Source organism: Streptococcus sp. HMSC063B03, from assembly GCF_001836965.1.
Taxonomy (GTDB): domain Bacteria; phylum Bacillota; class Bacilli; order Lactobacillales; family Streptococcaceae; genus Streptococcus; species Streptococcus pneumoniae_F.
Genome location: NZ_KV831027.1, coordinates 1 through 206 on the forward strand (window position 1 = coordinate 1; position 206 = coordinate 206).

Genomic DNA, 206 nt, shown 5'->3' on the forward strand with positions numbered 1-206 from the left:
AAATTCCGTGTGCCCTCAACGACATCGCCCCACCAGGAACCAATCTCGTTCGAGCGATCCTTCAGCCAGGCTTGGATGGGGTGATGACGGCGATAAGAAGCTTCTCGCTCAGCGGCTTCTTGTTCTGCCTTGCGTTTAGCAGCCTCAATCGCTTCTGCCTTGGCTTTCGCATACTGCTGATCCAGCTCATAAATCGCTTTACCGAG

General features: G+C 53.9%; 1 pseudogene. It reads right to left on the bottom strand.

The features are described from left to right. Positions 1–206: pseudogene (locus tag HMPREF2628_RS10895) on the bottom strand (hypothetical protein); the annotation flags it as partial.